The following is a 24,686-nucleotide window of genomic DNA, read 5'->3' as shown; positions in this document are numbered from 1 at the left end:
AAATTGTATCTGTTTTTTCCAAAGGATTTATCTGCAATGATTGAGTGATAGAAATTAATCGTGAAGATCAATGAGATTCAAGACTCCGATTATGTCGACACGAAAATAACGTATGTAGGGTTTGTTGATCCCTATGGCGTAGAGGGTCTACTGATTCTAAGATCAGACGACGGAAAGGAGTTTCACATGAGAGCCTTTTCGGGTGAAGTAGCTAGACACATAACCAATTTTGTTGAAGGGCAAAGGGATTCAATACCGACAATTTACAACATGATTGAAGAAATTTCTGAATTAAACGAATTGCTCTTGGTTAGAATTAAAGTCTATGAAAGTGGAAACGTATTGCGTGCAAACTTGTACTTTACTGGAAAAAATGAATTTGTTATGAGAAACTATCGTGCTTCTGACGCAATAGCGCTTGCATCATTTTATAATATCCCAATACTAGTAAGAAAAAATCTTCTAAAAGAAAAGACGGAAGCCTAGGTAATTATTTCGTCTAATCTTCCTTCTTGTTGAGCTCGTTTGAGCTCCATTGCAATTCTTCTTCCAACTCCAAATGTAGTTCCGTACTTGTATTTTGTGTATGGACTAGTTGTGGCAAGAATTGGATTTCCAGGAACTCGAAGTGACACATCATACACTACAATTTCCAAATCTCGTGTGATTACACTTTGCAATGAAAATGGACCTATGATTCCAGGTGCATATTCCTTTTTGACGGCATTGACAAATTTATCACCTGCAGCCAAAACTTTTTCCAAAAGTGATTCTCTTATGCTTGCGGGAGTGTGACCCACTTCTATATTTTGTAGTTCTATGTTTGTTTCAAGTTGTTGTCTAGCAGGAAGAGAAGTAAAATCATGTATGTTTGTCTGCAATCTTCTCTCTATGCCTAGAAAGTCAACTTCATCTGAGATTGGCGTGTAAAAGTAATTGAAATTAAAATATGTCCCTATCACATGTTCCTCAATGCTTGCACTTTTTAACGCATCCCTTGAAACAAGTCCGCGTCCAATCTTGATTTCTGCCTTGTCTTTGTATTCCGAATACGATGAAACATTAAAGAAAGCTCTCTCCAGTTTACGAGATTTCTCCTGTACCTTAACAATAACAGGTCTGTCTATGTCCTTTGGGTTTTTGAAAAGTTTGGGATGTTTTATCTTGGCTTTTTCAAGCAGATAGTATTGATTCTTTGGGTGTGAACGTTCTTCTGCTTGAAACAATGATCTATTTCCAAATATTGGTACTTTGAAATTATTTTCAACATTATGATATCCAAGATAAGCAGTAAGTGCTCTGTGTGGTACAATTACGGTGTTTGAAGCACGCAGACGATCTTGAATTTTTGGAGATAGCATCTCCTTGAATTTATTTAGAATTATGATCTCATCTGCAAGTCTGGAAAATCTTTTGTATGGAACCTCACGTCCTTTTTGGCACACAACTACAGTTTGCAAATTTTCGTCTTTTGCACCATCCATTATTTCAAGTGCAGAATGACTACCAAGTGTGCCTATGGTAAGATCAGAATATTCGTTGACAATTTTCTGAATATCTGATCTTTTTATCATATGGTAATCTCTTTTTTGTGGATAAAAAAGCGTTTTTTATTTTAAATCTTCTTTATCTTTAAAGTCCTTTAGTTCTTTTTCAGACTCTAATCTCCCCTTCTCAAACTCACCTTTTGCTTTACCAAATGTGCGAGCAAGCTCTGGGATCTTTTTTGCACCAAAAATTAATGCACCTATAACTATTACTACTATTAGGATTTGTTCATAACCCATATGTGTATTATTTGGACAGCTTAAGATTTAAGTGTTGCAATATGTTTTGCACGACGTTCGGCAAAAAACATACCTATGAGATATAGTGCCATCATTGGGCCTGAAACAAACCACATGGTGACGCCGCTCCCATCTGGAGTTATGGCTGCACCCAGAATCACTATAATTATTACAGCATATCTGATATTTTTTCTCCAGAACTTTTCGCTTACTAGTCCTGATGCCGAAACTACATACATTATCAACGGCAGTTGAAATGAAACACCAAATGATAAAAGAAATTGTAATACAAATGTAATAAAGTCAACAACATTAAGAAAAGTCAATAGCTCCGATGATTGACCATACTTGTAAAGAAATTCTAGAATATAAGGCGTGACAAAAATATATGAAAAAATGCATCCAGCAATGAAAAGACAAACAGCTGGGATTGTCATGGATCTAATTATCTTAACTTCTTTTCTGTCAAACGCTGGAGCTAAAAATCCAATAAATTCTTTTACAATTATTGGCATTCCTATTGCTATGCCAAGTACAACGGCAACATAAAATTGAGCAAAAAATGCCTGACCTGGTGCTGTTTGGATTAATTGTACTGTTGATGGTAACAATTGATGTTTCATTGCTACAGTAACTTGTGCTGCCATGTTGTCAAACGGATTTGGGTTTGGATAATACAATGTTGTTCCATTGTAAACAAAAGGTGTCAGATGAAAACCAAGTATGAAAAACGTGATTATGCCAACCGCAATGACCATTCTAAGTACACGCTTTCTAAGCTCATCCAGATGTTCGCCTATTTGTTTTAGTTCATCCATTGGATATTAGAAAATGCGCAAAACCATATTAATTCTCTTTTATCATGTCAGGCTATATGTTCAGTTTGTTACCAGTTGACAAATCTTATAATGTGTCCCTAGGAGCGAAATATGTAAGAAATGGTTAAAAAAACGCCAAAGAAAGCAAACAAGCTTCTATGGATAGCGATTCCTCTCATGATAATTGGACTAATAATTGTAATTATAGGATTGATTCAAGGATATGACACAAACTCTACATGGGTAATTGGTATAGTAATCATGTCTGGTGGTTGGATATTGTTTAAGATTACTCCTAAAAAGAATTAATTTTCTATATTTATTTTCCTGGGATAGGCAATATTTTATTTGCAGGCAGATTACTTTTTTCCTGTTCTGGTACTGAAAAGTTCTCAAGCTCTACAGTGATCTCAATACTTACTTCAAATGTTTTTTCAAGCTCTGCAGCAAGTTCAGCAATATCTTTTGGTAAGTATATTTCACGAGAACCTTTCAAAAATATACGTTCTCCTTTTTCTGCCTGTTCGCCACCAAATTTGTCCTTTAGGAATTTGGCTAACTTTTCCACTTCATCGCGCTTTATCATGTTATAATGGAATACTATTCCATGAACTGAAGTATATTCCCAAGGTGTTCCATTTCTATAACAAAATACTCCAAAGTGCGTCCCTTTATCGTCCTTTGTACATTTTATTTCCCATACTAGTACTTTTTTTGGATCGTATTGTGCTTGTCTAAACTCATCTGTGGAAAGCTTCCAATATCGTAAGCGTGTCATGTTATCAATGAATAAATATTCGATTATAATAGTGCTTTTCTGAATAGATTTCGAGACTTTATTATTATCACCACGCATAGATCTGAAATTGTCTATACTAGACAGAGCTCGCACTAGAGAATCATACCTTGAGAAGATTAGCGTATTTGTGGGACTGGTTGAGTTTGTGTTCGTGCCAATTTACTCAAATCATTCGACAGGTTCAAGAATTTCAATCCCTTTTTAGTTGATCTGTAAACCAGTGTATCTTTTTCATGTGTTATCAAACCATTTTGCTGTAAATAATACAGATATCCCGTGAGTTGACTGTAAGAGAGACTTGCCTTGTACATTATCCTTGTCTTTCCTGCACCTCTTTTTGCAGCCTCTAGCATCTCATTGAGAATTTCAGTTCTACCACGGTATAGTACCACACATAGAAGAATCTTCTTTATGATTTAAGATGCGCTGACATTGGTGTCAGTATTAGGGACAAATCTGTCTACATGTTGTAGAATTGAAAACTTAAGATTTGTAAAAGATGAAAAAGATGATCTGGATCAGTTGTTTAGAAATTCCATGCATTCAATTTCTAGGTTTAGGATTCTATGTTATAATTCTCTGAATTGGACAAGGGAACAATTTTACCCAGCACATATAAGAGATCCAAGAATTTCAATCCCTTTTCAGTTGGTCTGTAAAGCTCTGTATTGTTCTCGTATGTTAATAGATCGCTTTTTTGTAGAAATTTCACATATTCCTGTACTTGAGTATGAGAGAGATACGCATTATACATCATCTTTGTTTTTGTAGCCCCCGTTCTTGCAGATTCTAAAATCATAGCAGTAATTTCTGGTTTGCTACGGTTTTGCATCATATAAATAAATGAATATTTTATTTGATTTAAGCCGCGCTGACATTGGTGTCAATTTTAGGGACAAATCTGTCAGTATGTGGATGTCTGTTACTAGTCATTTGAAAGCGTTGATGCAAATATTCTGCCTTTCTCGGTCAAACCAACATTAATCTTGGATTTTTCAACTCTTGATTCAACAAGACCTTTTTTCTCCATCCAAACAATATGTTTTGCAAGTCTGCTATATTGTAGATTGGTATCAAGTGATAAAATGGTCTTTCCCTCAGGACCTTTTTCTGTCATGGTTTTGAATATACGCATTAAAGTTTTCATGCTAGGCTCAAAGTTAGGCTCTAATTTTATGTCTTTAATGTCTTTTGATACCATACCATACCATACCATACCATACTCTACCATACTTTGTACCACATTTGTGCGGTACAATCTAATATAAATTATTTTCACTAAAATCTAAGATCCATAACAAAAAGAAGTTGACAATGGTTTTGCACTATTCCTTATTGATAAACTCGTTCGCTTGTCTGTTAAAAATTAAAATAAAAAATTGATTCATTCTCTTAACTTTTCGAATCTTTTGTTGTATTTCTCTTGATTCTCTGTGATTAATCCGTGATTAGTTTTATCATCATATTTTGTTTGTTGGCGTTTGAGTTCCTTTAGTAATTTACTATCGATTTCTTTTCTTATTTTAGTTACTTGTAATATCGCATCTTTTTTTGCCTTGGCATCATTTGCACCTTTTACAATAAAGGCTCTATTCTGAAAACGATTGGTTGTTCTAATTCTAGTTTTTCTAGTGATTTCTTCTGCCAGATCAAAATGCCCTTGTTCGTGTTTTAGAAGCAATGTACTACCTTTCTTACTATTTTTTTTCATTACCCAAGAGAAATCAGGGATAAAAACTGCTTGGAGTTGCATATCTCTAATCTTAAATTTGAATTTGCTTCCAGTCTTAATATGCTCAATAAGTGGCTTTGATTCGAATCCTATTGCTGAGCTAGCTGATGCTTTAGCTTTAGGATCAGATCTTTTTTTGAAATCATTCCATTTTAAGATTTGAGTCTTATTCCAAATAATTACCGGAAGTTCTGGGTTTGTAGATGTGTTATTGACGAAGATTTGCATACATTTATCAACCATAGTTTACGGTCGGTAGAGCTATTAAACCACACTCACATCTTTGTCCGTTTTATGGACTAATCTGTCAACATGATAGAAAAATTGAAAACTCTAAAAATATTCATCATCTCTCATACCAACTAATAAGATGCACTCACTGCAGGAGTAAGTAACATTTCTCACTAGAATTCTTTAATCAGGATAATCAGAATCATTTTATGAAATGATATTTCTTTTTATTAATATTATTTATCGTATTTAGGATCCAGTTATATAGGATTGTCCCGTACATATGCCAGGTTGGTAATTAATTCTCAAATAATCGAGATTGTCAAGAACAAAAAAATAGAGCCTAACTTTGAGCCAAGCATGAAAGTTCTATCTCGTATCATGAAATCCATGACAGAAAACGGTTCTGAAGGCAAGACCCAGCTATCACTTGATACCAATGTAAACTATGCAAGACTTGCAAAACATATTGTTTGGATGGAGAAAAATGATCTTGTTGCATCAACAATTGAAGAAAACAAAATTAAAATTGCTTTGACCGCAAGTGGCAGAAAATTTGCGTCAATGATCTCAACTACCAAATAACAATTCAATTTATAATTACTGACAGATTTGTCAGTAATGCTGACAGAATAATACATCATACTGACAAACTAGTACATGAAACTAACAAAAATGTAAGCGCGGCTTAATAGCATTATCAACAATCAAAATCTTAATGGCAACTACAATGAAAAAAATTCTCATTCTTCCTATAGTGGTCGCCATGATTTCTGTTATATTTTTTTCTATCCAAGGTGTCACTGCAGCAGGTCCACTAGACCTAACAGGTGTCAGCAACTTTGCTCTTCTTGCTAATACATTTACCGCAGGCGCAGGAACTACTATAAACGGAGATCTTGGATATACCGTACCACCAGCAGCTCTTCCAATAGTTCATGGTACAACTTTCATAGCTACCGATCCTACTTATATTAACGCAGAAACAGTTCAAGCCAAGCTCATTGCAAACGCAAACGATCCAACACAAACTGGAGCTTGTACAACAACACTTACTCCAGCAACTGTCTTAGACACTCTCGGCGACATAACACCAGGAGTCTATTGTATTACGGGTGCTGTTTCAATAAACGATGTAGCTACTCTTAACGGTAATGGAGTTTACATTTTCAGACTGGGCGGCGCACTTAATACCGTAGCTGGCTCATCTATTCACTTACACGGAGGTGCACTAGCTGGCAATGTATTTTGGGTACCAGTAGGAGCTACAACACTTGGAGCAAACAGTCATTTCGTAGGAAATGTACTAAGTAATGCAGCTACTTCCGTAGGTACACTAGTCACTATGAATGGAAGAATCTTGTCAAACGGTGCAGTTACTACAGGAGCTTCTGCTATAATCACAGCTCCAGCAGCTATCACACCACCAGATACCACACCACCTGTAATCACTTTGATAGGTGCTAATCCTCAAATTATTGTAGTCGGAGGCGTCTATACCGAGTTGGGTGCTACTGTATCTGATCCAGACAATGTCGGACTAGTTGCAACAATAAACTCAAGTGCAGTTAATACGAGTATAGTAGGTTCATACTTGGTAACCTATAACGCAGTAGACCCTGCAGGAAATCATGCAATTCAAGTAACTAGAACTGTCAACGTAGTTGCCGTGATACCACCACCAACAATTACTCCAGGAATTATTACACTATCTGATCAAACATCATGTCAAACATTAGGCGGAGTTTGGACTGTTGCAACTACAACATGTACAGTCTCTACATTGACAATTAATTCTGGTAACACACTAGTTATTGCATCTAATGTTGTTCTTAGCAACACGGGACTTATCACAGACTTGGGTACAATCACCAACAGCGGACCTATAATCAACACTGGTACCATTACAGTTGGTCCAACTGGCATTTTAACTACAACAAATACATTTAGCAACACTGGAACCATTACATCATCTGGTACTATAACAAATAACGGTCCTGTAACAAACGGTCTAACAGGTACTATTACAAGCAGTGGACTTATCACAAACACTCTTACTGGTACAATAACAAACTTGGGCACAATCACCAACAGCGGACCTGTAACCAACTCTGGCACTATGACAAATAGTGGCACACTCACCAACGGTCCAACAGGTGTCATTACAGACAATGGCATTATAACAAATAACAATGCAGGTATAATCACCACATCTGGTGCCATCACGTTACCAACCTCTGGTAAACTAACCAATGCACTAGGAGGCACAGTTACAAACAGTCTCAATATAATCAACAGTGGTACAATCACCAACTCTGGTGCACTTGTAAGCAGCGGTCCTATTGACAACAGTGCTACAGGTGTCATAGTCAACACAGCAACAGGTCTTGTCACTAATTCTGGTATCTTGACTACCTCTGGTACTGTTACTAACAGCGGTCCTATTACTAACAGCGGTCCTATTACTAACAGCGGAATAATGACCAACTCTGCGCTAGTCATCAACAGCGCTCCGATCACCAATTCTGGTAGCATCACAGATTCATGTGGTGGCTCTATTAGCGGGATAATTGTAGGTAATCCAATAAAAAATACCTGTCCAGTTGTTTAAAAACAATACTTGAATAGTTTCTGTAATGTAGTATTCATTTAACGCAAATCATGCAGACCCAAGATCAAGAAGATAATCAAGGAATTCAGTATTAGTCATGGCAGAATTTTTTTTGCGCGCATCTTTTACAGCTTTGATAAATCTCATAAAAGTTTTCAGTTTTACGCTAATTGTTTTGTATTCTTTTCTAGGCAGGATATAGCGTTGTCCTGTTATGTATTAAGTCCTTGGTATGAATCTTGAAACATTTGTTCCTATTGATATTATTTTTGTCATTTTAGAAATAAATAAATTAATGTGTGATTGTCCCGTACAAAAACAAGGTTCTGTACCATGATGTTCTAAAACAGTAGGAATTAAGTTGAATCAACAATGAAAGAAAACAAAATTAAAATTGCTTTGACTGAAAATGGCAGAAAATTTGCGCCAATGATTTCAAAAATTACCTGATTTAGTACATAACATCGACAAACTTGTCTATGATACTAACACAAATGTTAGCGCGACCTAAATGCCATTTTAATCATTAGATAAAACTGTTGACTAGAAAAATAAAAAAAATAACCAAAATTTTAAAGAATAAAAAATTGGATACTGACTTTAAACCAAGCATGAAAACTTTGTCGCGTATCATGAAAGTCATGACAGAAAACGGCTCTAAAGGCAAGACCCAGCTATCACTTGATACCAATGTAAACTATGCAAGACTTGCAAAACATATTGTTTGGATGGAGAAAATTGGTCTTGTTGAATCAAAAATTAAAGATAACAAAATTAATGTTGTCTTGACTAAAAGTGGCCGAGAATTTGCCTCAATGATTTCAAAAATTATCTGATCTAGTACATTACACTGACAAACTTGTCCATGATACTACACATACGTACATGATACTAACACAAATGTTAGCGCGACCTATTAGCATTATCAACAATTAGACTGATAATGACAAACATGAAAAAAACACTCGTACTTCCTGTATTTGCAGTGATGATTTCTGTTCTAGGAATTTCTGCACAAAATGCAATGGCAGAAACCTTTACAGTATCTGATCTACTATCATGCCAATCTCCATCAGTAGGTGGAGTGTGGAACAACGCAACTTCCACATGTAAAATCACTACTCTTGTAATTGGTCCTGCTGACACACTAGTTATAGCATCAAATGTTGTTTTCAACATAGGAACAGTAACTAGCAGCGGCACCATCACAAATGATGGAACAATTAACATCGCAACCGGCGGCGTCATGACAACCTCTGGTATTGTTACCAATAACGGTATCATTGCTAGCAATGGCGGCACAATAACGAACAGTGGTCCATTCAATAACTTTGGCGTTATCACCTCATCTGGCACAATAACTAACGGTCCAACAGGTGTTATACAAAGTGACGGTAAAATAACTAGCAGCGGTGTAATCACATCATCTGGTACCATACTAGTAAAAGAAACTGGTATGCTAATCAACAATGGTGGCACACTTACCAATACGTTGAATCTGGTTAACCACGGCACGGTCATGACAAGTGGCACCTTTACTAATAGTGGCCCAGTTATGAACAGCGGCGTCATCACAAACCAAGGTCTGCTTACCAACAGCAATACAATTGCCAATGATGGTAGCATTTTCAACCTATGTGGTGGAAAGATAGTTAATTCAGGAACAATAGCGACACATACAGTACAAAACATCTGCGTAGCTTTAACTTAAGCACGCCTTCTTTTTTTTAAAACACAAAAAATCCTTTCTGATTTTAAAAATTAATTTTAATCAAAGATAAGCAATTATGGTTTCTAATCTATTCATTGCAAGCGATCACTTTCGTGCCTAAAATTGCTTATATCTATTCACAAAATGCTAAATATTCGCTTATAAAATTGTGTGCATGGAAGTTATTCCTAACATACGCTTAGAATTATTATCTGAAATGGAAGAAAGGTATGAAAAAAAAGACAAAGAGTATTTTATGCATCTTTTAGATCACAAAGACTTTGTCATAAGAACAAGAGCAGTATGCATTCTAGTAGATTTTGGAGGAGAGGAAATGGTTTCACATGTTGCTACTGTATTAAAAAATGATTCAAACGAGCTTGTAAGACATGAAGCAGCATTTTCGCTCGGTCAAATGTGTTATCGTAGTGGAATAAAGCCGCTTGAAGATGCAGTCAAAAATGACCCTAGTTTCTTTGTAAGACATGAAGCTGCAATTGCACTTGGTGTGATAGGTTCTCAGGAAGCAAAAGAAACACTACAAAAGGCTCTTGAAGATTCAAGCGAGCCAGTACGAGAATCTGCAGTTGTGGCTCTTTCTAATTTGCAATTTATGGAAAAATTAAGTAAAAACGAAAGATTTGCCAAGCTAACTGGCGGTTAGAACGGTATTACTTTTGTTCCTTCAGGAGTAGCTTCAAAATTGTATATTGTATCAACATTAGAGTTTTCAAATATTTCAGAATCATGCGTGATTATAATAAACTGAGATATTGCAGCTAGATTAGCTTCAAACGCATTAGAAAGAATTCCTACTAATGATTTTCTACGCTCTTCATCTAAATGTGTAGTTGGTTCATCAAGTATAATGAAATTAAGATTAGAGGAACCTAGAATGTGTGCCATTCCAAGTCGCAGAGCTAATGCTATGCTAACTTTTTCACCGCCACTTAGAGAATCAAGTTCCAAAACTGTATTTCCAGAATAACATAAAATTCCCACATCTCGTGCCTTTTCCCGCAACAAAACTCTTTGAATCTTCACGTTAAATGCGGACAAATATTCTGATGCTTTTTGCGATATCAGGTTTAATGCCCATGAACGTAAACTAGTTGCAACAGGTCCGTCCCTGTTAAAAATATGACCCCGAATTTCTTCTAATTGCAAAACATATTTTTTTACTAAAACAAGTTCTTCTAATGCTTGGAAAATTTTTTCTTGGTATACTTCTGCAGTCTCTATCTTTTGTGTTAATGCACCGATTTCTTGTTCAGTTGTACTAAGTGATTTACGTTTTTGATCAAAAGAGATTTTTAGATTTTTAAATTCAATTAGATCAAACCCATCTGTTTCTTTTTGAAGTGTTAGTATTGTTTTACATAGTGCTTCGGAATGAGGATCTATTGCTAAATGTATCAGATTTTTGGATGTATTCAACTCTGATGGGATTTTTTGAATGTTATTTTTTAACATAAATATTTCTTCTTTTAGATGTGATAATTCTTGAGGCTGTCTTATTCCATGTATTGAGAGTGTTCTTTCCGCATTGAGAGCCTTTTGCAGATTTTGCTCAAGAACGTGTTTTTTCTCACGATTTTCTTTTTCTAGTTTTGTTAACAAGTCTATTTCATTTCGTATTTTTGTAATCTCACTGCGAAGATGTTCTTCTTCAAAAAGAGGGTTGAGCGTTTCTACTTTGGAGTCGCAGACTGGACATTTCCCATCTTGTAGTTTTAGCTTACCTGCAAGTTCTTCTTGGCCATCAAGTTTGCCTATCTTTTCTACAAATTCTTGAATCTCTTTTCTTGATGATTCTAACTCTGTTTCTATTTTTATTAGTTGCGACTCAGTTTCTTTTTTAGATGATATGTGGTTAAAACATCCATCACAGTCGGAAAATTTTTTCTCTTTTTCCTGTATTTCTTTTTTTAGAGAAGCGATTGCAGTTTTTACATATTGAATGAGTTCAGACTTTCTTGTTTCTAATTCTTTTATCTTAATTTCTTTTGCAGATTCTGAATCTATCTTATTTTGTAATTGAACAAGTTCATTTTCTTGCATTTTCTTCCTTGTGATCATCTCTTCTTTTTGTGGCCTTGCTAGATTGATCTCTTTTGTAAGAAGATCAATCTTAATTTTTAGACTTTCAATATCCCTGTCATCATATTCTAATTTCTCTTTTATAGAAACACGAAAGTTTTCTATAACATATTTCATTATTTCAAATGCTGTATCAAGTTTATCAATTCCGATGATGGCATTCACTAATTCCTTGAATTTTTTTGGGTCTGCATTAATTATGGAATTAAGTTCACCTTGTTGAACAATTGATGCCACCTTAAGCTTATCAAAATCCATTCCTATCAAAGACTCGATTGTCTTTGTCATAGATTCGCCAAACTGTTTTCTTTCCCCTGCTGCAAGCGGTATGAGAGTGCCATTTTTTTTCTCAAAAAACTGGGAGGAAACTGTTCCTTTTGAATCAATTTTGCGTATTGCCTCAAACTGTCTATCTAAAATGGAGAAATTTACCTTAGCATACGCCTGATTTGCACCTCGGCGAACCAGCCCCTTGTTAGAATTTCTAGTATGCTGACCAAACAGTGCAAATGTTATTCCATCTATGATGCTTGATTTGCCTGCCCCATTCTGACCGACAAAGACTGTTACACCCTTGTTAAATCCTAGTTTTGTATTAGAATGGGAAAGAAAATTACCAAGCTCTATTTCGTTTAACATTTTTTCACACCCTTTTTGAATTGGTTAAAGTTTTCAATTACCAAATGATTTGCATCGTCAATCTGGTTTTTTGAAAGAAGTGGAAGTAGATCATTAATTGCAAAATTTGCTAGACTTTCAGAGTTCAGTATATCTTTTGCAAGTTTTAACATTTCATCATCAATTTTTGCAGGCTTGTCAATAAACACTGAACCATTATTTTCTTCTGACATTATTGTTTTCCAAAAACATCGTAGTGTAAGAGGAACTAGTTTCGCAATTTGAGATTGGACAAGGTCAGTCTCTATGTTGTTTCCATGAATTTTTATTTCAACTATTGGTTTTCTTGAAAATGATTGTATTTTTTCTGACAAGTTGTTTACTTCATTTGTCAGGTTTTCAAAACTAGTTCTAACTGAATATTGAGGTCTGGTATCAAGTCTTATCCAATTTGGTTTTGCTTCAGATGACGAGATATCTACTTCGTAAAACCCCTTCTCTGTTTCCTTGATTCCTTCACTTGAAGTAAGTTCTATGGAGCCTGGATATGCTATAGGACCTCCTAAATGATTGAATTTTTTTAATTCCCTCTCGTGAAGATGTCCCATGCCATAATAGGTAAAGTTCTTTGGAAGATCTGTAGAATTTAATTCTCCTGCAAACTTGTTGATCTCTGTAATTCCTTGATGTAATACAAGAATTTTATGACCTGTGTGATTCTTTGCTTCGGCATCAGCCATTACAAAATCTTGTTCAAAGGTATGAATCTCATTTTTTCTTCGTTTATCATATCCTAAAATCATGATGTCTTTGTATTGGAACGGTTTTCCATTTCCAATATATTTAGAAAATTCCAAATTATGATAAACAAATGGGATTGGTGTTGCACGTATCCTACTGATGTCATGATCACCAAGAATGAAAAAAGAATCAATATTATTTTGTTTTAAACGCTTTAATGCATTTGCTAAAACCAATATCGCCTTTCCACTGGGAGTGGGTACATGAAATATATCTCCTGCAAAAATTACAAAATCTACATGATCATTTATTGAAATATCAATTGCTTGATTAAATGCAGAATATACATCGTCTTCTCTTTCCTCTGAATGATATTGTACAAATCCTAAATGTGTGTCTGAGATATGAGAGAAAATCATTAGTCCATCAATAGATCTTTTTGGATTAGTCCCCTTGTTGACTCAATGCCAATTTCTTTGAACTTTATAGATTCTGACCATTCTGATACTGCATTTAAATCGGAACCCGCCGTCTTTCCTTTTACTTCATCTATGTGTACAATTGCTGGTAGATTGACCCATTGTCCTATGAGAACAGCATCACCTATGTTCAAAGACGGTAACTGAGAAAGCAGATCCTTGCTGAGTGATTCTGCAGCTGAGGCAATTTGTTGTTGATCATCATCTTGTACAATTTTCATTATGGCAAGAGAACCCATCTGGCTTAGTACATTTGGATCAATATTTCTAGGTCTTTGAGATACAATACCCAGTCCAATTCCAAACTTTCTTCCTTCTCTTGCAACTTTGGATGCCCAATATTTTGTGTCAGTGTGCTCTCCTTTTGGAATAAAAACATGTGCTTCTTCAATTATTACAAAAATAGGGGCAGAAAATTTATTATTCTTTCTTGAAGATTCCTTTCCTCTTTTTGCCCAGCATGCGTCTTTTCTATCTGTTAGCAACTCTTGCAAATAGTATGCTAGACCTGCATTTGCCTGTCTTTCACTTAGCTCCGCAACACTTAGAATGTTAACTCTTCCATCTTTTATCAAATCAACAGGATCTCCACAATCTGGATCTAAAATATCAGAAAATCTATGTTTTGCATCATCAATCTTGTCAAGAACTCTACTTGCACTATCTGCATATCCTTTTGTTGTATGTCCAAATGATGAAACGCTGTCTTCTAGTGCTGTCCAGAAATCTTTTGCCTGTTTGACCGAATCAGTAAATGCCTCGCGTAATGCTCGTTGTTGCTTGTCTGCATTTTCTCTAATCTCTATTACTTCAGCAAGCTTGTCTGCTTGTAATAATCTTGGATTTATTTTAGCTGTCATTATGTTGATTTTTGGCAGATTGAGATTTTCATAATCATTGTGATAATCAAAAATTATTAGTGTCCCTTGAAGAGTTGCTATCTGTTTTGCGATGAGCGATACTAGGTTACTTTTTCCCATACCCGTCATAGCAAGTATGCCTATGTGTCTTGAGACAATTTTGTTCAGGTTTACTTTGGCTTCAGTTTCCGAATTTCTAAGAAGTGCACCTATTCTAATCCATTCATTTTCCTTTGGGGCAAATATTATTCCCAAATCATTTTCGGTTGCATCAAGTATTGAAGATCCTGGTAATGGAGGAATTGCAGGTAAAACAGCTTGTCCTTTTTGTAACTTGTCTAAAAATCCAAGAATTCCTATTTTTACTTTATAGTTTTTATCGCGAGAATTAAGAGATGCTACCTCTTTGCTTTCTATAGCTTCGTCAAAGTTTCGTACATCTGTGAGTGCATCACTTGAAACAATTGATCTTTCTACTAATCCGAGTAGCTTTCCATTTTGTGAATCAATGATAACATATTCTCCTACTGCAAGTGGTTTAGATGACTGTGCGGTAACCTCAGTTGGCTTTGATTCTCCTATTACAACTCCTATTGTCATCCTAGCACCTCTCTTGATCCAATTTCATTTCCTAGTCCATATAGACTAACAAGTCGTGCAAGATCCGTATATGTTATCTTGCATTTGTTGTGCGCAAGCTTTAAGGCGTATGGATATCCAGAAACGCTATTTTTACATAATTTATCTAAAAGTGATTTTACTTCTGTTTCATCATGATCAGATCCAAATAATTCAATTTTTATCAACGGTGTAGACTCACTTAATCTTGCATATGTTGATGAAATAACTTTGCCTGGTCCTAATTCTTTGTCTACAAAAATTTTACTAAAACCTGCCTTCTTTGTGGCATGATTATAGTAAAAAATATCTCCTGCCAATGAACCAAGTTTTTCAAATTGTTTTCTAGCCGAAGAAGTTTTTGATATGAATACTACATTGTTTCTCTTTTTTATGGCTGCTGTAATCATGGAACTAAGGGAGGATTGTCTAGTTAGAAACTGAGAATATAATGAACCATCTAATATCACCACATCTGCTTTATCTACAGACGCTGTACAGGCATCTATTTCCATTTTACTGGCCTGTGTCTCAAGTTCAGGTGACGGTGTACCTAGACCATGATTATGAAATTCTGAAATCACAGTACTATCTGATTTTATAGCTACCGCCGTAACCACCCAAAGTTCTAATCCTTGAAATTTTGTGCTGTTGTAGCTACTATCTATTCCGGCAATTTCACAATCCTGCTTCTGTGGCATGTAATCTATCCAATTGTGCTTGGCTTCCTCTATGATCTGATCAAATTTTTCTCCTTTTAAAATAGAAAGTGTTTCCTCTCGTTTTTTTAATGCGTCAATATAGACAGTATTTAGCATAAGCACACTTTGTATACAAGCATAAAATGTTTAGCGTTTAAAACAGATTAGTGTACAAGCTAAGATGTAATCCATTTTCGCCTAAATCTTATTCGTAATTGTCTAGTACTTGTAAACAATAATTGCAAACAGGATACCCATTATCATCGTATTCAGTTTTACAGCGCTTGCATATTTTACGCATGTATAGTATTTTACAACATCCTGCTATTTTCATTTATGGCTAAAAAAATTAGGAGCTAATTTATTGCACAGGTACATAAGATTGCCGTGTTTGAAAATGAAAAAACTTGGGCTAGTGCAGTATTAAATAACTCAACTGATGAATTCAACGAGAAATTTGATCAAGCAATTGATGCAGTAAAAAAAGATTTTGGTAAAAAATACCCAATGATAATAGGAGGAAAAGAAATTTACTCTGATAATCAATTTCAAGTACGATCTCCAGCTGATACCAGGATTGTTATTGCAAATTTTCCGCTGGCAACAAAAGAAGATGCGCTTCACGCTATAGACTCAGCAAAGGATGCCTTTTCAAGATGGAGTCAAGTATCTTATCAAAAAAGAGTTGAAATCTTTAGAGAATGTGCTAAAACTTTGTCTTCTGATAAATTCCAGCTTGCTGCTATAATGACATTTGAAAACGGTAAAAATCGCCTTGAAGCTATGGGTGATGTAGATGAAGCAGTTGATTTTCTTAGATTTTATGCGGAACAACTTGAATCAAATCAAGGCTTTTCTAAGGAAACAAAGAGCGCCAATCCAAATGAAAAAACACAAAGCGTACTCAAACCATACGGTCTTTGGGGAATAATATCTCCATTTAATTTTCCATCTGCTATTGCAATCGGAATGACTACGGGCGCTCTCATTACAGGCAATTCTGCAGTTCTCAAACCATCTAGTGATACTCCACTTTCAGCATTCAAATTTGTAGAATCAATCTATCACAAGCTTCCTCCGGCAGCTCTGAATTTTGTTACTGGTGCAGGAAGTGTTGTAGGTAAAACAATACTTGAAAGCCCTCTTGTTGATGGAATTGCTTTTACTGGCTCAAAAGAAGTTGGAATGTCAGGCTTTCAATCTTTTGTCAAGAAACAACCGCGACCATTTATTTCTGAAATGGGAGGAAAGAATCCTACAATAATTACAGAATCAGCAGATCTTGAAAAAGCTTCAGAAGGAGTTTTACGTGCATCATTTGGATATGGAGGACAAAAGTGTAGTGCCTGTTCCAGAGTTTATGTGCAAAAAAATATTGCAAATCAGTTTATGGAAAAACTAGTATCAAAAACAAAATCCATCAAAATAGGTTATCCTTGGCAAAAAGATGTTTTCATGGGACCAGTCATCAATGAAGATGCAATAAACAAATTTCAAAGAGCATCGGAGATTGCAAAAAAAGATGGAAAGGTTGTATTTGGTGGTTCGGTTCTAAAAGATTTAGATTGTCAACACGGATACTTTGTAGAGCCTACGATAGTTACTGACCTTCCACAAGGACATTATCTGATAACAGAAGAATTGTTTTTACCATTTGTCTGTGTTATTCTGTTTGATAGCTTTGACGAAGGGATAAAGATGGTAAATAAAACCAATTATGGTCTTACTGCTGGGATATTTAGCAAAGATCAGAAAGAAATTGAGACATTCTTTGAAAAAATCGAAGCTGGTGTAACTTATGCAAATAGAGCTGCAAGTGCAACCACAGGTGCAATGGTTGGAGCCCAACCATTTGTAGGCTGGAAAGAATCTGGAATTTCAGGTAAAGGGGCTGGAGGGGAATACTATCTTCTTCAATTTATGAGAGAGCAGACTCAAACTCGATGTGAATGAATAAAGGAACTTCCCAACAGCAAAATGTTTCGCTTTCTTTCCTTTAGTCTTCTAATAGAATATGGAAGCCAGTTTGTTCCATATGGAATGTACTCTGATACCAAAAATCCCTTTTTTACAAGAATTGGTTTTATTTCATCTCGTATTCCCTTAAGCATTTGGAACTCAAATTTTCTCTCATGAGTTTTGTACAGTTGTATTGCCTCATCAATTAATTTAGAATCATGTGTTGCAATACCAAATTCATTGCCATTGGCAAAAAGCATTTCCATTAATTTCTTATAATTTTCATCAACCTCTTTTCTTGTCTGAAAAGCAGTTTTCTTATCTTCATGATATGCTCCTTTTACTAGACGGACTTTTGCTCCTTTTTTTAGTAGATCCGCCAAATCTTTTGATGTTCGCTTTAGATTTGCCTGAAGAGCTATACCTAATCTTTCATATTTGTCAAATAATTCATCATAGATTACAATGGTATCATCAGTATGTTCAGATGATTCCATGTCAATCCAGACAAAGGATTGTGATAACGATGCTTTTTCTATTATTTTGCTAAAGTTTTCAGTGCACTCGTTTTTATTTTTTGATAATCCTATCTGGGTGGGTTTGATCGATATACCACCTTCTACTTTGGATTTATGTAAATTAGCAACAAGAACAAGATATTCTGATACGGTGTTCTCGATTTGATTTTTCGAAGTCATATGTTCTCCAAGTTTGTTGATTATTGCATTCATACCGTGCTTGTTTGCAAGGCGTGCTGATTCCAATGCTTGCTCCATGGTATCACCAGCTATCCACTGTTTAGCTATTCTGAAGAGAAATCTCTCCATTAATCCTGATTCTGCTTGTTTCAATTCATTGACCTTCCTTTCACTATATCTAATTAATTTCATAATATTTCTAATTTAGGTTTGTTAATTGAGAAATTTCCCTAACGCGTCTAGAATGGAATCATATGGTATATGGGTCTTACAGGATTTAATCCTCTTATATTATATCTTTCAAGAACTTTGTTGCCTAATACATTATAACCAGTTTTAGAATCTTGTTTTGAATATGAGTAAAACCGTACAATCGGATAGAGCAAAAATTATTCCACTTGTTTATGTTACAGCTGCTACTACTGTTGTTGCAGGAATAATTCACATACTGCTAACGCCTCATTCCCTTTCTGATGAAATAGGGCAGGGAATACTATTTCTTGTAGGTGGAATATTGCAAGTATTCTGGGCGTTACCTGTAATCAAGGGATGGAATAAGACATGGCAATATGTCGGAATTGGGGGAACTGCTGTCTTGGTAGTATTGTGGTTTTCTACACATGTCAACGGTCTGACTCATGGTAGAGGGCTTGGCGGAATGACACTTCTTTTAGAGGTTGCTCAAGTAGTATTCATAGGATTGTGCATAGTGTTACTCAAGATAAGACCAGTAATACAAAAAGATAATACAGTTCCATCATAGATTCAAATTCCAAGAAACGCATAAAGTAAATTCAATTTATGTATTAATCTCGTTTATGCAGGATTATTTTTCCTATTACTAATAGCTTTAACAAGGGTTCATTATAAGATTGATTATCTTGAAAAGAATCGGACTTTTGGGATGTGGTGCAATTGGTACTGAAATTGCCTTGGCAATTGATTCAGGAAAGATTCCAGCCAAACTAACCCATGTTTTTGATTTTTCTAAAGATGCCTCAAAATTACTAGTAACAAAACTAAAGGACAAACCTGAGATCACTGAAAATGTAGGTTTACTTGCTGCTGCACCAACTGATATCATTGTAGAAGCGGCATCCCAAGATGCAGTTAGGGATAATGCACTAAGTATACTACAAAACAGAAAAGATTTGATGATCATGAGCGTTGGTGCACTTTTGGACGAGTCCATTTTAGATATTATAGTTGAAGGTTGTAAGGATTTCAAAAGATCAATCTATCTTCCATCTGGAGCAATTTTGGGTCTAGATGGTATACGCTCTGTAAAAGATGAATTAGAATCAATTACATTAGTTACGACAAAAAGTCCAAGATCATTAAAAGGAGCAAAATTCTTTGAAACTTCGAAACTTGATATTGAAAATATTAAAGAATCTACAACAATTTTTGAAGGTACAGCACAAGAAGCGGTTCGACTCTTTCCTGCCAATATTAACGTGGCAGCTCTTCTTAGCTTGACTGGACTTGGAAGTTTAAACACAAAAGTAAGAATAATTGCAGACCCAAATACTGACAAAAACACTCATGAGATAGTAGCTCAAGGCAAATTTGGCAAGTTCTCAATCAAGGTGGAAAATATGCCCAGTACTAGTAACCCAAAAACAAGTAGGCTTGCAATTTTGTCTGCAATAGAATGCCTAAGAGCGGTATGTCAAGATGATATTAGAATTGGAACATAAATGGCAAATATTGCCATCATATCACAACATGCCCTCAAATATGTCATAGACCTTATCCTTTAAATGATAAAAATCTCCAATTTATTTTGGTCAAATGAATTTAAAATCAGAAATCTTGAAGCTTAAAAAAGAAAAAGATGTTCTTATTTTAGCTCATAACTATCAACTCCCTGAAGTACAGGATATTGCAGATTACGTAGGGGATTCTTTAGGATTATCAAGACAAGCTGCAAAAGCAACACAAAAAACAATTTTATTTTGTGGTGTACACTTTATGGCAGAAACCGCTGCTATAACTTGTCCAGACAAAAAAGTACTCATACCCGATCTGGCTGCTGGTTGTTCATTATCTGATACAATAACTGCAGATCAATTGCGAAAATGGAAAAACGAACATCCAGGGGCAATAACGGTAGGTTATGTGAATACAACTGCCGAAGTAAAATCTGAGCTTGATTATTGCTGTACATCATCTAACGCAGTAAATGTTGTGAAATCAATTCCGGAAAATAAAGAAGTTCTATTTTTGCCAGATATGTTCCTAGGATCATATGTTGCAAAGATGACAAATAGAAATAACATGTTTATCTGGGCAGGAGAATGTCACGTTCATGCAGGTATAAGATCACAGGATGTACAAGAAAAACTAAATCAGTATGCCAATGCTGAATTTCTAATACACCCAGAATGTAGCTGCACTTCATCAGTTATGTATGATGTTGCATCAGGAGACTATGGAAACAGACAGGTTCAAATTCTGTCTACTGAAGGAATGATGAACCACGCAAAGGATTCTTCTTCGAAGAAGTTTGTTGTTGCAACAGAGACAGGAATATTATACAGAATGAGAAAACAAAATCCAGATAAAGAATTCATTCCTATATCAGAAAATGCCGTATGTAAATACATGAAGATGATAACTCTTGACAAGGTATATGCTTCCATAAAAGAAGAAAAATATGAAGTTAAGGTTCCAAAAAATATTGCTCAAAAAGCACAACTTGCAATTGAAAGAATGCTTGCAATCAGTTAACTTCTAAACTCAAATCTAATCCTGGTGCAGAACTAGTAATTTTTCCAACTGATATCATATCAACACCTGTTTTTGCATATGATTGAATGTTAGTAGAATCAATACCTCCTGAAGCTTCAATTCGTATTTTGTCTCTTAGGTGTAATTTTTTTAGAATGTTGATAATTTTTGAAATTTCATTTGGTGAGCGGTTATCTAACATTATTATGGATGCTCCCGCTTTTGCAGCAAGAATTGCATCATTTAGGCCTTCAACTTCAACTTCAACTATTTTGTATTTTTTACGTGCCTTTTGAACCAACTCCCAAACAGAATCAGAAACTGCAAGATGATTATCCTTTATCATAATCATCTGATCAAGTGACATCCTATGTCTATTGCCTCCACCAATTTCTACTGCGTCCTTATCAAACAAACGTAATCCAGGTGCTGTTTTTCTTGTGGAATAAAGTTTTACTTTTGGATTTGTCTTTTTTATTTTGTTTACAAGATGATTGGTTTGAGTTGCAATTCCACTCATTCTGGATAATAGGTTAAGCGCGGTTCTCTCACATGATAATATGGTGTGAGCAAAACCTGATATAATTATTATTTTCTGGTTTGGTTTAATTTTTGAACCATCTTTTTTTAGAATTTTTACTTTACATCCTCTTGAGACAAAGAAGTATTTTACATATTGTACTCCAGCTACTACTCCTTCTTGTCTTGAAATTATACTTGCAGTGATTTTTTTTCTTGGTAAAAGATTACTTGTAATGTCTCCTTTTCCAATATCTTCATCTAAAAAATTATCAAGCGCTTTTCTTGCACGTATGTGCAATCTAGGTTACCTTTAGAGCATACTTGCCCATCACTGTTATTCCCAAAGTTTTTGCAACTACCGATGTAGCTGGATCAACTATAAGAATAGAACCGCGCCAATCTGGCGTCAGGTCTGCTGATTTGCAATTAGGGCATACTTTACCTACTGTTACAAATTTACATTTTCTACATGCCATTTCTTTTACCATATTAATTTCACTTTGCTTCTACAACTTTCTTGGCTTTTTCTGCCGGTGGAGTTTTAGCTTTTTCAGTTTGAGCTGCTGGAGATTTTGCTTTCTTTATCTCTTCTTCTATCCACTCGTCTGCACCAAGGAAAGGCTGTCTGCATGTAATACCTATTTTCATAGCTGCAGTTTTTCCAAGAGAAACTGCAGTTATTCTTGCACGAAGGGTAGTACCAATTCTCATTGTTCTTCCACTTTGATTAGCAAGTATCAAACCAGATTTTACATCGCTTTTTAGATAATCATCCATAATTTGTGAAAGATGTAGCAACGCGTCAGTTGCACCAATTCTTACAAATGCGCCAAAGTCTGTAATCTCAACAATCTCTCCTCTAACAATTTCTTGAAGTTTCGGATAGAATGTCAAAGCTGTAAATTCAACTTTGTGATATGTACCACCATCGCCAGAAACAATCTTTCCCATTTTTTCAACTTTGGTATCTAAAATCATAATTACATAACCAAGTTCAGGATTTATCATACTCTCGTATTTTTCCCTAAGTATGGTAGTTGCTGCTTTTTTGAGAGATTCCCCAAACAATTTAGGCGGAATTCTAACTACGTCAGTAAGTGTAGATATAGAAAACATCTAAGAAATTTAATAAAATTTCAATTTATGAATCTTTGGATGATAAAATTGAGCATTTTTGCCTATGTTTAAATATCGTATTTGGACTTTTTCAATTTATGGTATCAGTAGACGATGTACTTAGAACCCTAAGCACGGTAATTGATCCTGATCTAAAAAAAGACATTGTTTCTATGGGCATGATTAAAGATCTAGAAATCAACACCAACGATCTAAAATTTACTCTTGAACTTACAACTCCAGCATGTCCATTTAATGATCAAATAGAAGAGGATGTTAGAAAAGCAGTAAGTACACTAGGAAATTTAAAACTTGATCTGAAGGTAACTGCCAAAGTAATGGAAGGCCGTGCACTAAGCATGGATGAAATGATGCCAACTGTAAAAAACATCATTGGTGTAGCAAGTGGTAAAGGCGGAGTAGGTAAGACAACGGTTTCAGTTAACCTCGCACTAGCATTGGCACAGTCTGGTGCAAAAGTTGGATTGCTTGATGCAGACATTTACGGACCTAGCGTTCCATTGATGCTTGGAATGGGAAAAGCTGTAATGGAAGTTGAAAACAACAAGCTACAACCAGCTGAATCCAATGGACTCAAAGTAGTTTCGTTTGGATTTTTTGCTGAACAAGATCATCAAGCAGCAATTTACAGAGGACCTATAATTTCAGGAATTGTCAAGCAGTTCCTTGTTGATACTAATTGGAGTGATTTGGATTATCTTATAGTTGATCTTCCTCCAGGTACTGGAGATATCCCACTAACACTGGCTCAAACTATTCCAATTACTGGAATACTTGTGGTTACAACACCGCAAGATGTTGCAAGTAATGTTGCTGTAAAGGCATTTGGCATGTTTCAAAAACTAAACGTTCCAATTATTGGTATTATAGAAAACATGAGTTATTTCAAATGCCCAGATTGTAAAAAAGATCATTACGTTTTTGGAAGGGGAGGGGCAAGAAAAATCAGTGAAAAATATGGTATTCCATTCCTAGGTGAGATTCCACTTAATCCTGGAATCATGGAAGGTTCTGATTCAGGCAGGCCAGTGCTAGTGACAGATCCAAAATCTGCACACGCATCTGCATTTACTAATGTTGCAAAAAATGTTGCAGCAAGATGCAGTATATTGGCATCCCAGTTAAATGAGGAAATAAAAGCCGAAGTAGCTACACAAAAATAGTTTAAAACAAAGATATCTTGTGCATCTTCCAGAAAACCTACGAGACAAACTAAAAAAACCATTAGGAGTCTTGCTTAAAGATTCTGATATAACTAAAGAGAGTATTTTGAAAAATATTCCGCTGGGATCATTTGTAATTTCAGTTGGCGATGCAACAACTGAAAAATTAATCAAGTATGAAATAGTGCCATCGTTGCAAATTGTAGATGGTGTAGAAAAGAGAGTTAAAAGAGAAATGCCATCTGGAAATATAAAAACTACTTTGAATTGTAACAATCCTCCTGCAGAAATTACAATCGAAAGTGTAAAGACAATAAAAAAAGCATTCCAGTCTACAAAACCGGTAAGGATTACTGTTAATGGCGAAGAAGACTTGTTGGTTTTACCTGTAGTGGTGTATGCACCTGAAAACTCGATAGTTTTGTATGGCCAGCCAAATGAAGGACTTGTAATTGTACCAGTAAATGTAGAGATGAGAAATAAAGCTCAATCTATCATGAATTCTATGAGATAGAGGGGAATGATGACACGGTGGCTGTATGATAAATGATTAAGCTACACAAGTTCTGACCCTGATAACTATTTTCGTGGTAAAATAGAAAAAATAAACTAGTTCAAACAGAACAATTGACAACTGAAATTAAACATTCACTAAAACACTACATGTC

At 35.3% G+C, this 24,686-nt stretch carries 29 protein-coding genes; 13 read left to right on the top strand and 16 right to left on the bottom strand.

The annotated features are described in order from the left end of the window. Window positions 1-60 precede the first annotated feature (60 nt). A complete protein-coding gene (locus tag VEU72_06490; protein ID HYL66785.1) occupies window positions 61-486 on the top strand; it encodes a bifunctional nuclease domain-containing protein in 426 nt (141 codons plus the stop codon). Here VEU72_06490 and VEU72_06485 read toward each other — a convergent pair. Genes VEU72_06485 through tatC form a run of 3 tightly spaced genes read right to left on the bottom strand, consistent with a single transcriptional unit; the run spans window position 483 to window position 2,605 of the window. Then, window positions 483-1,574: a formate--phosphoribosylaminoimidazolecarboxamide ligase family protein gene (locus VEU72_06485; protein ID HYL66784.1), complete on the bottom strand. Its 1,092-nt coding sequence runs from the start codon at window positions 1,572-1,574 to the stop codon at window positions 483-485. The genes VEU72_06490 and VEU72_06485 overlap by 4 nt on opposite strands. A 36-nt stretch (window positions 1,575-1,610) precedes the next feature. Further along, window positions 1,611-1,787, bottom strand: a complete 177-nt coding sequence (locus VEU72_06480; GenBank protein HYL66783.1) for a twin-arginine translocase TatA/TatE family subunit — start codon at window positions 1,785-1,787, stop codon at window positions 1,611-1,613. 20 nt (window positions 1,788-1,807) lie between these two features. Further along, window positions 1,808-2,605: a twin-arginine translocase subunit TatC gene (gene tatC / locus VEU72_06475; GenBank protein ID HYL66782.1), complete on the bottom strand. Its 798-nt coding sequence runs from the start codon at window positions 2,603-2,605 to the stop codon at window positions 1,808-1,810. Window positions 2,606-2,725: 120 nt separating this feature from the next. Here tatC and VEU72_06470 point away from each other — a divergent pair, with 120 nt between their 5' ends. Next, window positions 2,726-2,914 carry a hypothetical protein gene (locus VEU72_06470; GenBank protein ID HYL66781.1) on the top strand — a complete coding sequence of 63 codons (189 nt, stop codon included), beginning with the start codon at window positions 2,726-2,728 and terminating at the stop codon, window positions 2,912-2,914. Window positions 2,915-2,924: 10 nt separating this feature from the next. On the opposite strand, the gene VEU72_06465 is transcribed toward VEU72_06470, so the two are convergent. The 5 genes from VEU72_06465 to VEU72_06445 form a co-directional block, all read right to left on the bottom strand. Next, entirely contained in the window at window positions 2,925-3,383 is a 459-nt protein-coding gene (locus VEU72_06465) for a hypothetical protein (GenBank protein HYL66780.1), read from the bottom strand. A gap of 137 nt (window positions 3,384-3,520) precedes the next feature. Next, window positions 3,521-3,796 carry a winged helix-turn-helix domain-containing protein gene (locus VEU72_06460; protein HYL66779.1) on the bottom strand — a complete coding sequence of 92 codons (276 nt, stop codon included), beginning with the start codon at window positions 3,794-3,796 and terminating at the stop codon, window positions 3,521-3,523. A gap of 164 nt (window positions 3,797-3,960) precedes the next feature. Continuing rightward, window positions 3,961-4,239, bottom strand: a complete 279-nt coding sequence (locus VEU72_06455; GenBank protein HYL66778.1) for a winged helix-turn-helix domain-containing protein — start codon at window positions 4,237-4,239, stop codon at window positions 3,961-3,963. Window positions 4,240-4,329: 90 nt separating this feature from the next. Further along, window positions 4,330-4,635: a winged helix-turn-helix domain-containing protein gene (locus VEU72_06450; GenBank protein ID HYL66777.1), complete on the bottom strand. Its 306-nt coding sequence runs from the start codon at window positions 4,633-4,635 to the stop codon at window positions 4,330-4,332. 153 nt (window positions 4,636-4,788) lie between these two features. Continuing rightward, window positions 4,789-5,364, bottom strand: a complete 576-nt coding sequence (locus tag VEU72_06445; GenBank protein ID HYL66776.1) for a hypothetical protein — start codon at window positions 5,362-5,364, stop codon at window positions 4,789-4,791. A 363-nt stretch (window positions 5,365-5,727) separates the two neighbouring features. Between VEU72_06445 and VEU72_06440 the strand changes: the two genes are divergently transcribed. The 5 genes from VEU72_06440 (at window position 5,728) to VEU72_06420 (ending at window position 10,353) form a co-directional block, all read left to right on the top strand. Continuing rightward, complete coding sequence (locus tag VEU72_06440) at window positions 5,728-5,952, top strand: winged helix-turn-helix domain-containing protein (protein HYL66775.1); 225 nt, start codon at window positions 5,728-5,730, stop codon at window positions 5,950-5,952. A gap of 133 nt (window positions 5,953-6,085) precedes the next feature. Further along, window positions 6,086-7,978, top strand: coding sequence for an ice-binding family protein (locus VEU72_06435; GenBank protein HYL66774.1), 1,893 nt, complete (start codon window positions 6,086-6,088; stop codon window positions 7,976-7,978). Between the two features lie 611 nt (window positions 7,979-8,589). Then, on the top strand, window positions 8,590-8,814 hold the full coding sequence (locus tag VEU72_06430) for a winged helix-turn-helix domain-containing protein (protein HYL66773.1): 225 nt from the start codon (window positions 8,590-8,592) through the stop codon (window positions 8,812-8,814). 116 nt (window positions 8,815-8,930) lie between these two features. After that, complete coding sequence (locus tag VEU72_06425) at window positions 8,931-9,689, top strand: transporter (GenBank protein ID HYL66772.1); 759 nt, start codon at window positions 8,931-8,933, stop codon at window positions 9,687-9,689. Between the two features lie 175 nt (window positions 9,690-9,864). Then, a complete protein-coding gene (locus tag VEU72_06420; GenBank protein ID HYL66771.1) occupies window positions 9,865-10,353 on the top strand; it encodes a HEAT repeat domain-containing protein in 489 nt (162 codons plus the stop codon). On the opposite strand, the gene VEU72_06415 is transcribed toward VEU72_06420, so the two are convergent. The 4 genes from VEU72_06415 to VEU72_06400 are packed head-to-tail and all read right to left on the bottom strand — an operon-like array spanning window position 10,350 to window position 15,923. After that, complete coding sequence (locus VEU72_06415; protein ID HYL66770.1) at window positions 10,350-12,428, bottom strand: AAA family ATPase; 2,079 nt, start codon at window positions 12,426-12,428, stop codon at window positions 10,350-10,352. The genes VEU72_06420 and VEU72_06415 overlap by 4 nt on opposite strands. Further along, a complete protein-coding gene (locus tag VEU72_06410) occupies window positions 12,422-13,567 on the bottom strand; it encodes an exonuclease SbcCD subunit D (protein HYL66769.1) in 1,146 nt (381 codons plus the stop codon). Before VEU72_06410 ends, VEU72_06415 begins: the two co-directional genes overlap by 7 nt. Then, window positions 13,567-15,087, bottom strand: coding sequence for an ATP-binding protein (locus VEU72_06405; protein HYL66768.1), 1,521 nt, complete (start codon window positions 15,085-15,087; stop codon window positions 13,567-13,569). The genes VEU72_06410 and VEU72_06405 overlap by 1 nt, the downstream gene beginning before the upstream one ends. Continuing rightward, window positions 15,084-15,923: a DNA double-strand break repair nuclease NurA gene (locus tag VEU72_06400; protein HYL66767.1), complete on the bottom strand. Its 840-nt coding sequence runs from the start codon at window positions 15,921-15,923 to the stop codon at window positions 15,084-15,086. The genes VEU72_06405 and VEU72_06400 overlap by 4 nt, the downstream gene beginning before the upstream one ends. Before the next feature lie 270 nt (window positions 15,924-16,193). On the opposite strand from VEU72_06400, the gene VEU72_06395 reads away from it, so the two are divergent. Then, window positions 16,194-17,759, top strand: a complete 1,566-nt coding sequence (locus VEU72_06395; protein ID HYL66766.1) for an aldehyde dehydrogenase family protein — start codon at window positions 16,194-16,196, stop codon at window positions 17,757-17,759. On the opposite strand, the gene VEU72_06390 is transcribed toward VEU72_06395, so the two are convergent. Next, the gene (locus tag VEU72_06390; protein HYL66765.1) at window positions 17,741-18,616 is read right to left on the bottom strand and encodes a proline dehydrogenase family protein; all 876 of its coding nucleotides are present in this window, start codon (window positions 18,614-18,616) and stop codon (window positions 17,741-17,743) included. The two genes, VEU72_06395 and VEU72_06390, sit on opposite strands and share 19 nt — an antisense overlap. A 202-nt stretch (window positions 18,617-18,818) precedes the next feature. Here VEU72_06390 and VEU72_06385 point away from each other — a divergent pair, with 202 nt between their 5' ends. The 3 genes from VEU72_06385 to nadA all read left to right on the top strand — a co-directional run bounded on the left by VEU72_06385 (window position 18,819) and on the right by nadA (window position 21,196). Continuing rightward, a complete protein-coding gene (locus tag VEU72_06385; GenBank protein HYL66764.1) occupies window positions 18,819-19,226 on the top strand; it encodes a hypothetical protein in 408 nt (135 codons plus the stop codon). A 118-nt stretch (window positions 19,227-19,344) separates the two neighbouring features. Then, window positions 19,345-20,163 carry an aspartate dehydrogenase gene (locus VEU72_06380; protein ID HYL66763.1) on the top strand — a complete coding sequence of 273 codons (819 nt, stop codon included), beginning with the start codon at window positions 19,345-19,347 and terminating at the stop codon, window positions 20,161-20,163. 94 nt (window positions 20,164-20,257) lie between these two features. Further along, window positions 20,258-21,196 carry a quinolinate synthase NadA gene (nadA, locus tag VEU72_06375; GenBank protein HYL66762.1) on the top strand — a complete coding sequence of 313 codons (939 nt, stop codon included), beginning with the start codon at window positions 20,258-20,260 and terminating at the stop codon, window positions 21,194-21,196. On the opposite strand, the gene nadC is transcribed toward nadA, so the two are convergent. From nadC to VEU72_06360, 3 genes are read right to left on the bottom strand one after another with little or no spacing between them, the layout of a single operon-like run. Continuing rightward, a complete protein-coding gene (gene nadC, locus VEU72_06370) occupies window positions 21,189-22,016 on the bottom strand; it encodes a carboxylating nicotinate-nucleotide diphosphorylase (GenBank protein HYL66761.1) in 828 nt (275 codons plus the stop codon). The two genes, nadA and nadC, sit on opposite strands and share 8 nt — an antisense overlap. Window position 22,017: 1 nt before the next feature. Next, entirely contained in the window at window positions 22,018-22,206 is a 189-nt protein-coding gene (gene spt4, locus VEU72_06365; GenBank protein HYL66760.1) for a transcription elongation factor subunit Spt4, read from the bottom strand. A 7-nt stretch (window positions 22,207-22,213) separates the two neighbouring features. Continuing rightward, a complete protein-coding gene (locus tag VEU72_06360; protein ID HYL66759.1) occupies window positions 22,214-22,834 on the bottom strand; it encodes a DNA-directed RNA polymerase in 621 nt (206 codons plus the stop codon). Window positions 22,835-22,932: 98 nt separating this feature from the next. On the opposite strand from VEU72_06360, the gene VEU72_06355 reads away from it, so the two are divergent. Together VEU72_06355 and VEU72_06350 are read left to right on the top strand one after the other, a co-directional pair. Further along, a complete protein-coding gene (locus VEU72_06355) occupies window positions 22,933-24,018 on the top strand; it encodes an Mrp/NBP35 family ATP-binding protein (GenBank protein ID HYL66758.1) in 1,086 nt (361 codons plus the stop codon). A 19-nt stretch (window positions 24,019-24,037) separates the two neighbouring features. Then, window positions 24,038-24,532, top strand: coding sequence for a GTP-dependent dephospho-CoA kinase family protein (locus VEU72_06350; GenBank protein HYL66757.1), 495 nt, complete (start codon window positions 24,038-24,040; stop codon window positions 24,530-24,532). Window positions 24,533-24,686 lie beyond the last annotated feature (154 nt).

The sequence above is a fragment of the Nitrosopumilaceae archaeon genome, assembly GCA_035631875.1.
Taxonomy (GTDB): Archaea; Thermoproteota; Nitrososphaeria; order Nitrososphaerales; family Nitrosopumilaceae; genus TA-20.
Note: the sequence above shows the minus strand (reverse complement) of the source record. Positions and strands in the feature narration are given on the sequence as shown.

Bases quoted from the DNA above. Each gene is read 5' to 3' on its own strand.
- tatC (HYL66782.1), bottom strand. From the start codon at position 2,605: ATGGATGAACTAAAACAAATAGGCGAACATCTGGATGAGCTTAGAAAG.
- VEU72_06355 (HYL66758.1), top strand. From the start codon at position 22,933: ATGGTATCAGTAGACGATGTACTTAGAACCCTAAGCACGGTAATTGAT.
- VEU72_06385 (HYL66764.1), top strand. From the start codon at position 18,819: ATGAGTAAAACCGTACAATCGGATAGAGCAAAAATTATTCCACTTGTT.
- VEU72_06400 (HYL66767.1), bottom strand. From the start codon at position 15,923: ATGCTAAATACTGTCTATATTGACGCATTAAAAAAACGAGAGGAAACA.
- VEU72_06450 (HYL66777.1), bottom strand. From the start codon at position 4,635: ATGGTAGAGTATGGTATGGTATGGTATGGTATGGTATCAAAAGACATT.
- VEU72_06405 (HYL66768.1), bottom strand. From the start codon at position 15,087: ATGACAATAGGAGTTGTAATAGGAGAATCAAAGCCAACTGAGGTTACC.
- VEU72_06485 (HYL66784.1), bottom strand. From the start codon at position 1,574: ATGATAAAAAGATCAGATATTCAGAAAATTGTCAACGAATATTCTGAT.
- VEU72_06445 (HYL66776.1), bottom strand. From the start codon at position 5,364: ATGCAAATCTTCGTCAATAACACATCTACAAACCCAGAACTTCCGGTA.
- spt4 (HYL66760.1), bottom strand. From the start codon at position 22,206: ATGGTAAAAGAAATGGCATGTAGAAAATGTAAATTTGTAACAGTAGGT.
- VEU72_06470 (HYL66781.1), top strand. From the start codon at position 2,726: ATGGTTAAAAAAACGCCAAAGAAAGCAAACAAGCTTCTATGGATAGCG.
- VEU72_06360 (HYL66759.1), bottom strand. From the start codon at position 22,834: ATGTTTTCTATATCTACACTTACTGACGTAGTTAGAATTCCGCCTAAA.
- VEU72_06465 (HYL66780.1), bottom strand. From the start codon at position 3,383: ATGACACGCTTACGATATTGGAAGCTTTCCACAGATGAGTTTAGACAA.
- nadA (HYL66762.1), top strand. From the start codon at position 20,258: ATGAATTTAAAATCAGAAATCTTGAAGCTTAAAAAAGAAAAAGATGTT.
- VEU72_06455 (HYL66778.1), bottom strand. From the start codon at position 4,239: ATGATGCAAAACCGTAGCAAACCAGAAATTACTGCTATGATTTTAGAA.
- VEU72_06480 (HYL66783.1), bottom strand. From the start codon at position 1,787: ATGGGTTATGAACAAATCCTAATAGTAGTAATAGTTATAGGTGCATTA.
- VEU72_06420 (HYL66771.1), top strand. From the start codon at position 9,865: ATGGAAGTTATTCCTAACATACGCTTAGAATTATTATCTGAAATGGAA.
- VEU72_06435 (HYL66774.1), top strand. From the start codon at position 6,086: ATGGCAACTACAATGAAAAAAATTCTCATTCTTCCTATAGTGGTCGCC.
- VEU72_06440 (HYL66775.1), top strand. From the start codon at position 5,728: ATGAAAGTTCTATCTCGTATCATGAAATCCATGACAGAAAACGGTTCT.
- VEU72_06415 (HYL66770.1), bottom strand. From the start codon at position 12,428: ATGTTAAACGAAATAGAGCTTGGTAATTTTCTTTCCCATTCTAATACA.
- VEU72_06425 (HYL66772.1), top strand. From the start codon at position 8,931: ATGAAAAAAACACTCGTACTTCCTGTATTTGCAGTGATGATTTCTGTT.
- VEU72_06430 (HYL66773.1), top strand. From the start codon at position 8,590: ATGAAAACTTTGTCGCGTATCATGAAAGTCATGACAGAAAACGGCTCT.
- VEU72_06410 (HYL66769.1), bottom strand. From the start codon at position 13,567: ATGATTTTCTCTCATATCTCAGACACACATTTAGGATTTGTACAATAT.